This is a genomic window from Streptomyces sp. NRRL WC-3742, assembly GCF_000720635.1.
In the GTDB taxonomy this organism is placed as follows: domain Bacteria; phylum Actinomycetota; class Actinomycetes; order Streptomycetales; family Streptomycetaceae; genus Kitasatospora.
Map to the genome: position 1 here is coordinate 1 of NZ_JOCF01000125.1, position 9,676 is coordinate 9,676.

Here is a 9,676-nt window from a genome sequence, read left to right on the forward strand (position 1 = left end):
CGGTCCGCGTGAGCTGCCCGCCCTCCCCGAGGGCCCGGCGGGTGCCCGGTTCGAGGCCGTCACGACGGGCCTGGTGTCCAAGCGCCCGAACTTCGTTCAGCAGGCCCGCAGCACGGTGTTCCTGGACGCCGCGACCGGTGACGTGGCGGTGCGCGACCGGGTGGTGCGTCTCGACCTCGGCGCCCGGACCCCGGGGGAGATCCTGGACGCCGTCCTGGCTGCCGCGCCCGGTACCGAGCGGGTCTACATCACCGCCGGCGCCCCGTGGCACGACGGCGCGGAGCGCTACTCCACGCTCAAGGACGCGGTCGCCGCGTGGCTGAACACGTCGTCCGAGCGGTGGACCACCGCCGTGGGCTCCGGCCGGGACAAGCTCGCCGGGCACTTCGTCCACCAGCGCCAGCCGGTCGGCCGCTACGCCCCCGCCGCCGCGCCGGACGGCCCGGTCACCGAAATCCGCAGCATGGGGGAGTGGTTCGACCCGGACGGCGTGGACGTCGCCACCTGCCGTCAGGCGTTCACGCTGCTGTGGCAGGCGCTGCGCCGCCACTGGGACGACGCCGTCCTGATGGGTTCCCCGTCGCAGACCGGCCGGGACCTGTGGTCGCGCACCGTCCCGACCACCGGGAAGTGGGCCGGCGGCTACCCGGTCCTCTCGGAGGAGCTGAGGGGGCTGCTGCACGCGACCGGCGGCCAGGGCCGCACCGAGCTGATCCTGCCCCCGCGCGTGCCGCAGCAGCTGCCCGCGCTGGTGGAGTACGACCGCACCTTCGCCTACGCCAAGCACCTGTGGAAGTCCCCGGTCGGCACCCCGACCCGCATCACCGCCACCGCGTTCGCCGCGATGACCGAGGCCGAGCAGACCAAGGCCCTGATGTCCTGCTCCCACTGGAACATCCGCGTCACCGTCCCGGCCGACTGGAACCACGTCGGCCTCCTGCCCGCCCCCGTCACCGGCGACCGCGCCTGGACCTACCCGGCCGCACCCGGCGCCACGTTCACCACCTGGGCCGGCGGTGCCGAGGTCCACCTCGCCCTCGCCAACCACATCGCACCGTGGAAGGTCGAGATCCTCGGCGGCCTGCTCTTCGAGGACGGCAAGCCGCTCGACGAATGGGGCAAGCGCCTCAAGTCGGCCTGGGCGGACCTGACCAACCTCTCCCGCATCCACGCCGACGAACGCCAGCGCACCGCCGCCTACCTCGCCTCCCGCGCCGTCCGCTCCGTGCTGCTGTTCGGCCTCGGCGCCTTCGCGCAGCGCCCCCGCCTGGTCTCCGGCACCACCCCGCTCGGCGAGCCGCTCCCGGCCGGCGCCGAAATCCTCGGCCAGGACGGCGACGTCGTCACCTGGCAGCGCCAGGCCGGCTTCTCCCGCGACCCGTACGCCCACCCCGAGTGGGCCGCCTACGTCTGGTCGGGAGCCCGCGCCGCCCTGCTGGACATGAAGTACCGCCAGGGCAAGGAGATCATCGCCCACGCCGGCGCCCTCCACACCAGGCCCGGCACCGTCGTCTACTTCGGCACCGACGGCATCGCCCTGACCGAACCCCAGCCCTGGCCCTACCGCGGCGAGGTGGGCGACTACCTCCTCAAGGGCCACCTCACCGGCCCCGTCGACCACCCCACCAGCCAGGAGCAGTACCTCGAACTGCGCGCCCTGGGCCGCGCCGAACTCGCCGAGAAGGGCACCGACCAGTGAGCCCGGCCGCCCGAAGCCAGCCGAACGAGGCCGCCCGCCTGACCCAGGAACTGATCGACCAGGGCTTTACGAAGCGCCAGATCGCCACGATGCTCGGCCGCGACGCCAGCCTGGTCAGCCAGTTCTTCACCAAGGGCAAGGGCGCGTCCATGGTCGGCGCACTGCGCCAGCTGGTCCGCGCGGTACGCGGCGGCGAACGCGACACCGAGGCACTCGGCTCCGTCGCCCAGGAGAACCTGCAGCGCCGCCGCACGAAGACCGGACAGAAGGCCCGGGTACGGGGCAAGGACACCGTCGGCAAGCCCGGTGAGTCGATGGCCGGCCGCGCAGGCAAGCAGGCCATCAAGTCCGGCGCCTCCCACCTCGCCCCGGTCGTCCACGAGACCGGCCAGGCCGGCGGCCGCCTCGCCTTCACCGTCCGGATGAAGGCCGACCAGTACGTCTACAGCGCGGGCTCGGAGAAGGACTCCGGCGGCATCCGCCGAGGCTTCATCCCCCGCTCCGACGGCACGGAGGAGCGCACCTACGGCTCCGCCTCCACCGGCGGGTTCGACGCCGCCGAATGGTCCCAGCGCGTCGCCGACCACCACGGCGACGTCACCGAGGCCATGAGGGAGTGGCTGGTGGAGACCGGCCGCGCCGTCGAGGACGCCGACATCGCGTATCTGGAGGTGAGGGGCTGGATCCCCGAGCGCCAGCAGTAGGGAATCCGGTCGGCCTCTCCCCAACCATGACCCGGCCCCGGGGAGAGGCCGACCGCCCCGCCCCGCCCCTCCCACAGCACCGAGCGCCTCGCCGGGCCGTCTCAGCATCCGAAGGAGAAGCACTGCCGTGGAGACCACCACCGCCACCGCCGAGCAGACCGCGCCGGTCGGACTGCGCGCCCAGGCCACCCCGCCGCTCCCGGCGCAGCCGTCCGACGCCGTGGTGAATCCGTTGCCGCTGCACTGGTTCCAGAAGGACGCCGTGGCGGCCGCGGTGCGCGAGGTGAAGGACGGCGGCCGCGCCACGGTGGTTGCCGCGACCGGCTCGGGCAAGACGCTGATCGCGGCCAGCTGTGCCAGGCGCCTGGCCGCTCGGGGCCGGGTGCTGGTGCTGGTGCCGACGATCGAGCTGCTGGAGCAGACGGCGGAGTCCTGGTCGCTGCGGGGTGGGCGCCGGGGTCTGGCGGTGGCGGCGTGCTCGCGGGAGGAGGCGCTGGAGAGCGCGGAGGCCGGCGGCCGCGTCCACGCCCAGGTGTCGACGCAGGCCCCGCGGATCGCGGACCTGGTCGCCAAGGAAAAAGCCGGCGAGCCGGTGACCGTGTACGCGACCTACGCCTCGCTGGAGCGCATCGTCCAGGCCCACCGCGACTTCGGCCTGCGGGCCTGGGACCTGGTGGTCGTCGACGAGGCCCACCGCACGGCCGGTTCGGAGGGGAAGGCGTGGGCCGCCGTCCACGACGACGCCCAGGTTCCGGCGAAGCGCCGGCTGTACTTCACCGCCACCCCGCGGATCGCGGACGACCGGCGGGCGAAGGACGGCCTGGCCGACCTCGCCGACGCCGAGGGCACGGAGAAGCTGCCCGTCCTCTGCTCGATGGACGACGAGGCGGTCTACGGCAAGACCTGCTTCACCTGGACCCTCGGGCAGGGGATCGAGCACGGCTACCTCGCCGACTACCGCGTCCTGGTCCCCGTGGTGACGGACGAGGACCTGCGCGAGCTCTTCAACTTGCCCGCCGTCGCCGACCTGCGTTCCCAGCGCAGCAACGAGGAGCTGCTGCGCCTGGCGCTCCAGGTCGCGGTGCTGCGGGCCATCAACGACCTGGAACTGCGCCGGGTGATCACCTTCCACTCCCGGGTGTCGGCGGCGCGGGAGTTCGCGAAGTCCCTGCCGGACGCGTCGGAGCTGCTGGAGGAGGCGGAGCGCCCGGAACGCCTGACGGCACTCGCTGTGGCCGGCACCGACCGCCTCAGGGACCGCCGTGCCGCGTTCGCCACGTTCAAGGCATCCACCGGCGAGCGGCCCGGCGAGGAGGGCGAGGAGTGCTGCGTCATCTGCAACTCCCGCCTCCTCTCCGAGGGCATCGACGTCGCCGCCGTCGACGCGATCGTCTTCGCCGACCCCAAGTCGAGCGTGATCGACATCGTCCAGGCCGTCGGCCGCGCGCTGCGCCAGTCCTACCGCCAGGGCAAGGTGTCCTGGGTCATCATCCCGGTCTACCTCCCGACGCCGGAGATCGGCGACGACACCGCCGCTGCGCACCCGGCCGAGGTCCACGACGCGGGCGAGGCCGTGAAGGCCGAGGCCGACGCCGAGATCGAGGCCAGCTCCTTCCGCACCATCTGGCGCGTCCTGCGCGCCCTGGCGGCGCATGACGCCCGGGTGGTCGGCCGGATCACCGAGCTGCGCGGAGCGCGTTCGCAGGGCACCGCGCACACCACGGCGGCCAAGCCGGCCGAGGGCGAGGCCGCCGAGCCCGGCGGCGAGGGGGAGCAGCAGCCGGCCCCGGTGGAGTCGCCGATCGAGTGGCTGCGGATCAACGCGAAGCAGCACGCGGCGAAGATCCTCCAGACCGTCAAGCTGCGGGCGTTCAACCCCCGCGCGGTCGAGTGGCAGCGGATGCACGCCGTCGCCGCGGTCTTCCACCTTCGGCATGGCCACCTCGATCCCACCGACAAGGCGAAGCACGCCGAGCTGATCTCCTGGCTCACCCGCCAGCGCCACCTCCACGGCCAGCACCTGCTCGACCCCGCCCGCGTCTCCGAGCTGAACGCGCTCGGCATGATCTGGTCGAAGAACGCCAACGCTTGGGAGCGTGGCTACGCGTACGCCGCCGCGTTCCACCACCAGCACGGCCACCTCGCGATCCCCGCCACGGCGAAGCTGGACGGCTACGCGGTGGGCGCGTGGATGCGCCGCCAGCGCAAGGCCGACAACCTCACTGCGGACCAGGTGGCCAAGCTCGACGGCCTGGACGAGCTGTGGCGGCTGGAGCCGGACTGGAACCGCTCCTACCGTCGCCTGCTCGCCTACCTCGCCGCCGGCGGCACCCTCGACGGCCCGGCGAACCGCACCGGCCTCGGCGACGACCCGGCGTTCCGGCCCGGCACCTGGCTGCGCAAGCAGGCGGGGGCCCGCACCGAGGGCAAGCTGACCGACCACCAGGCCGCGCTCCTGGACGCGCTCACCCGGCACGCCGAGACCGTCACCGGCTGACCCGCCCCGCACGCCCCCGCCGTCCCGGCCCAACCAGGCCGGGACGGCCTACCTCCCGGAGGAGACGAGTGACCATCCCCACCACCCAGCCGCCCAAGGTCTCCTGGTACGCCCAGTGGGAATGCGGCGCCTGCGGCGACGGCGGCGACGCGCTGTTCGAGGACGGCACCTCCACCCGGGGCAGACAGCCGGGGGAACGCTCGCCAGCGCCGCTCCCACCCTCGCCCCCGGCCGCCCGGCCGTCCGAGACCTCACCCGCACCGCCGTCCTCGCCCTGTGTAGTACCGAGCCGCGACGGGCCAGCATGTCCTGCTGTACGGCGCAGCCAGCTCTAACGTGCCGTCACCTGGTGAAAGGTGTTGACCTCGCTGTTCGGTGAGCGTTGGATGGGCGCTCCCGGGCCGGGGCCCCACACCCGGCCCGCCGCGCAAGAAGGACCCGGTGCCCTGTGACCGACCCCCACGCCGAGCAGCCGAACACCCGCCACTACCGCGAGTGCGAGGACTGCCACGCCGCACCAGACAGCGGCGACATCCGCATCACCACGGTCGGCCGCGACCTGACCGTCTCCGAGACCTGGCACACCGCCCAGTGCCCCGCCTACACGGTCGAGCAGATCCTGATGGAAGCCGGCGCCGCACAGGTCAAGGAACAGAGCGCGTGGGCCAAGGAAGCCTTCCCCGCCGCCCACGGCCGACTGAGGGCGGCCGCCACCGCGCTCCCGGCCGGCACTGCCGCGGACCCGTTCGTCGCGGCCCTGCTGGAACTCGTCCAGGCCCAGGCCGACGACACCGGCCGCTTCGTCGCCCTGCCGACGTGGGCCGAGATCCTCCAGCGGCACTTCCCGCCCCAGGACCCGGTCTGACACGCAAGGCAGGTCCGCCCGTCCGGGTGAAGACCTTCCCAGCCGGGCGACACGCCTGCTCCGTTCGTCCCACAACCTGTCAGAGGACGTTCTTAGCGTCCCCGGTATGACGAACCACCTGCGTACCACCACTCCGACCACACGCCGGCCCAGCACCCCCGTGCTGCTCCACGTCAGCTCGGCCCGCAGAAGAACTGCCGACTGGCGGTGGACGGCATGAGCCTGACCTCCGGCCTCAGCTGCCCCCGAACCCCGCTGCGCCGTTTCCTGGACCGGGAAATGTCGGCGGGCCCCAAGCCGCTGCGGGAGAACTTCCGCGCCCGGTACGCCGACACGCCTGTCCTGCTGCCGCCCGAAGGGGTGGGGACCGAGGCGGGCACGGTCGGGACCGCGATCGACCTGCGCCTGCGCCTGGCGTTCAACGCCGCCGCCCCCGTCGACCCGGCCACCGTCTGGGGCGTCGAGATGTGCAGGGGGATCGGCGGCCCCCGGGTCGGCGAGCGCATGGGCGCCGTCGGCGAGCAACTCCTCGAGCGCCTGGCCGAGACCGCTCACGCCCTGGACCTGGACGACCGGGACCTGCCGGTGGACCGCTCTTGGGAGGAGGAGCAGGACCTCGCGCGGCTCCTGCTCGCCGCGGCCTGGTACCAGGTCGCCGCCCGCAACCCCTACGGCTTCACCTACACCCCGCTCTTCCTAGCCGCCGTCGAAGCCCCCAAGACCTTCACCCTCGAGCGACTCCTGGCCCTTCCCCACCGCGACCTGGTCGACGACGTCACCGCCCAGCTCCACCTCGCCGCCGCCAGCCCCCTCCAGACGCTGCGCGCCACCACTGGTCCCGCCGACTGCAAGGGCTGCGTGACGTTCGCCGGCGTCGACATCACCGCCGACGCCGACCTCCTGGCCGACGGCACGCTGATCGAGATCAAGAGCACCCGCCACCCCCGCCGCTTCGAGAAGGCCACCGCCTGGCAGATCCTCGGCTACCTCCTCCTCGACACCCCCGACCACCACCGCATCGACACCGTCGGCCTCTACCTCACCCGCACCGCCACCCTCGCCACCTGGCCCGTCGAGGACTACCTCGCCCTCCTCGGCGCCCGCTGCCGCGACCTCCCCCAACTGCGTGCCACCTTCGCCGAACTCCTCACCAACTGCACCGCCGACGAGGAGCCCTACAAACCCGACGAACAGCGCCGCGTCCAGCGCCTGCTGGAACGCGTGGCCACGCCTGTCCCGTCGGGCCACTGTCCGGTCTGCGCCCAGACGGTGCCGCCGCCTGCGGCTGCGGGCCGTGCCCGCCGTTACTGCACCGAATGGTGCAGCCGCCGAGCCCCGGGGCTGCGCCTGCGGGGATGGCTTCCCGGCCGACTGCCGGGCCTGGCCATCGCCGCTTGACCACACCGCGTCCCATGCTGCGACGGCGCGAGTCCGAGGCGGCGTGGGACGCGGAGCGGCTCTCCCAACATGCCCGGCATCCGTCGAGATACCTTTCACCACAGGGTGTCCTGCCAGGCCGTCAGAGCTTTCACAGGTGTCATGGGCAGCATGGCTTGGCAGGGGCTGGTCCGCGGGGGCCGAGCGGGTACGGGAGGCTTTCAGCTCGTCGGCCAAGTGCTGTGCGCATCGTCGTCCGCCCGCGGTGTAGGAGCGAGCGCGGCAGCGGACGCCAAGCTCGACGAGCTGAAGCCGCTTCTTCTGGACGAGGGCCTCCCGCTCCTATGGGTGCCGCGAGCATCGACGGTGCGCGCACTGCTGGATGCTCCGGACGCCCGGACACGGCGTCAGATCATCGGGCGGCGCTGGAAGGGCGTCACCGAAGACTGCGAGACCGTCCTCCACCAAATCACCCACCTCCGGCTTCGTGACGACCGCGACTTCGCATACGACGTCGCCAACGCGCTGAAGGCCGGCCACACCAGCGCGGCGCAGGCCCTGGCCGCCAACCTCCTCGACTCGATCCTTCAGCGCCACCTCGAAGAGACCCTTCGCATTCAGCTGACCAGGAACGACTACAAGGCCAAGGGCATCAAGTTCAATATGGACGACCACATGCTCTTCACCGCCTTCACCTTCGCCCCGGTCTGGTACGCCCACGCCAGATACCGCCCGAAGAACAACGACCCGATTCCGCGGGCCTTCGGCCGGCACCCCAGCGTCCACGGCGTTTCCCGGAAGCAGTACTCACGTGTCAACGCGGTGATCGCGCTCATGCTGGTCACCTCGGTGATCAAGTACCTGGACGGCGAACTGATGTAGCAACCCGCGAGCGCCCGCCCGCCAACAACAGGGCAGTCCGCTCCTACAGTTCCCAGGCCCCGCGCAGGGGCCGCGTGTGGTCGGTGAGGGTGTGCCACACCGCCCCGCTCCGTCAGGAACCAGGCCCGAAGCTTCCCGGCCTGCGGCAGGACGACGTCCTCGACCAGGCCCTCGTCCTTCAGCCGGCGCAGCCGTCGGCGCATCAGCTCCAGCCGGCTGCCGGGGGTGTGGAGTGTGCGCAGCTGCTCGGCCGTGGCCATCCGGAACTGGTACAGCGCGGCGACCACGGCGTGGTCGATCTCGGGCGGCGTCGCCATCACGGGCTCCTCAACGTCGGTGCCCACCGCCCCGGTGGCGGCGAGCACCCGTAGACAAGCCCGCGGTTCTCACCGGATTTCTCACCAAGATCAGCCCATCCGGACACGATCCGACAACGGGTGTTCTAACCGGTGCGACAACCGGTGGTGAGAACCGGTGCGCCAACCGGTGGCCGCCCGCCCCGGCCATGGCGCCCGACCTCCGGACGAAAGCCCAGGTCAGAGGCCATGGTGAGTGGCCGTCAAGGTGAAACTCACCACCCCGACAACCCTTCCTTCCTTCTTCTTTGGTCCTTGTAGTTGTAGTGGCAGTTGTCGTTGGTCGGTAGGGTTCGGCGCCTGCGGCGGGCCTTTCCTCTTCGGCGTCCGGCTGGAGGCCGGCCGCGCGTGGTGGGGATGGGCGCGGCGTGCGGCGGCCCAGAGGGCCACCAGAGGGCCCGGTACGGGTCTGCCCGCCCGCGTTCCCCGAACACGGCGGGCAGGACGGGCAGAGATGGCCTGGAGCGCCTCCAGCGGGCAAGGTGGCTGGGCGAGCCAGCGCCGGTCGAGCCCGAGCGCGGCGAGCTGGCCGCGCTGAGCGTTCGCCGATCGCCGTCCTGCCCGCCTGGCTGCGCCGTTCCTGGCGTCGCTGGTTGTGGTGTCGGTCGTTGATCGGGGTATGGATAGCGACTGGCCTCTGTGAACCCACGCCGCTCGCCCCGGCCCCGTGTTCACGCCGCCCGGACGGCGTTCTCGCAGCGAGGGCAGACGTGCCCGGCGTACTGGGGTGGGTACCAGCGCGAGCCCGGCCCGGAGGGCCGCCACGGGTCGACGACCATGTCCGTGGTGTCGAGCCCGCAGGCCGTCACCGGCAACGGGTCGCCGGGCACGTCCGGGTCGGAGCCGGCGGCGTGCACGACCAGGAGGTCCGGCTGCTGCTGCTCGATCACCACGAGGATGCCCACCACCCCACCCTCCGCCGACTGCGGCCACTGCTGCACCTGGTGACCGGCCAACGGGGTCCGCCATGCCTGGCCCGCGCTGCGCCGGAGGGTTCCGTCACCGGCAGGCGGTGGACCACCGGACGGAGGAGGAGTTCTGTCCCGTGCGCCTGGCCGAGCGGGCAGTGAAGCAGGCCCGTGCGGAGGCGGCGGATGCCCGACGCCGGGCCGCGCGTGTGAGCCGCGGAGAGGAGTAGCTGACCCCACCGCCATGTGTGACCTGTTGGTTGTGGTGGGCGTGGAATGGCCTTGGATCGGGTGTTGTCTGGACCTTTGGTTGGTCCTGTTGGTGGTGTGGGTCGGGGGTGGGTGTGGTCCGGGTTTGGTGACTGTGTGTGGTGGCGGGGTGGTGGCG

The 9,676-nt window shown here is 72.3% G+C and carries 7 protein-coding genes and 1 pseudogene; 6 read left to right on the forward strand and 2 right to left on the reverse strand.

The features are described 5' to 3' along the window. From IH61_RS0138915 to IH61_RS49380, 6 genes are all read left to right on the forward strand, one after another. A partial coding sequence (locus IH61_RS0138915; RefSeq protein ID WP_031078981.1) for a hypothetical protein occupies nt 1-1,699 on the forward strand: 1,699 nt, incomplete at its 5' end. Further along, the gene (locus IH61_RS0138920; protein WP_031078983.1) at nt 1,696-2,403 is read left to right on the forward strand and encodes a hypothetical protein; all 708 of its coding nucleotides are present in this window, start codon (nt 1,696-1,698) and stop codon (nt 2,401-2,403) included. The genes IH61_RS0138915 and IH61_RS0138920, both read left to right, overlap by 4 nt. Nucleotides 2,404-2,530: 127 nt before the next feature. Further along, nucleotides 2,531-4,900: a DEAD/DEAH box helicase gene (locus tag IH61_RS0138925; RefSeq protein ID WP_051838743.1), complete on the forward strand. Its 2,370-nt coding sequence runs from the start codon at nt 2,531-2,533 to the stop codon at nt 4,898-4,900. Nucleotides 4,901-5,348: 448 nt separating this feature from the next. After that, a complete protein-coding gene (locus IH61_RS48000; protein WP_031078986.1) occupies nt 5,349-5,765 on the forward strand; it encodes a hypothetical protein in 417 nt (138 codons plus the stop codon). A gap of 216 nt (nt 5,766-5,981) precedes the next feature. Beyond that, nucleotides 5,982-7,163: a hypothetical protein gene (locus IH61_RS0138935; RefSeq protein WP_234327528.1), complete on the forward strand. Its 1,182-nt coding sequence runs from the start codon at nt 5,982-5,984 to the stop codon at nt 7,161-7,163. Nucleotides 7,164-7,304: 141 nt separating this feature from the next. Then, nucleotides 7,305-8,024 carry a hypothetical protein gene (locus IH61_RS49380; RefSeq protein ID WP_234327529.1) on the forward strand — a complete coding sequence of 240 codons (720 nt, stop codon included), beginning with the start codon at nt 7,305-7,307 and terminating at the stop codon, nt 8,022-8,024. A 95-nt stretch (nt 8,025-8,119) separates the two neighbouring features. Here the strand turns inward: IH61_RS49380 and IH61_RS50465 are convergent. Together IH61_RS50465 and IH61_RS0138950 are read right to left on the reverse strand one after the other, a co-directional pair. Further along, nucleotides 8,120-8,341 (reverse strand): annotated as a pseudogene (locus IH61_RS50465) (replication-relaxation family protein); the annotation flags it as partial. Between the two features lie 710 nt (nt 8,342-9,051). After that, entirely contained in the window at nt 9,052-9,336 is a 285-nt protein-coding gene (locus IH61_RS0138950; RefSeq protein WP_158845856.1) for a hypothetical protein, read from the reverse strand. Nucleotides 9,337-9,676 lie beyond the last annotated feature (340 nt).

What these genes read in the sequence shown, in the direction of transcription:
- IH61_RS0138935 (WP_234327528.1), top strand. Translation starts at nt 5,982, where the DNA reads ATGAGCCTGACCTCCGGCCTCAGCTGCCCCCGAACCCCGCTGCGCCGT.
- IH61_RS49380 (WP_234327529.1), top strand. Translation starts at nt 7,305, where the DNA reads ATGGGCAGCATGGCTTGGCAGGGGCTGGTCCGCGGGGGCCGAGCGGGT.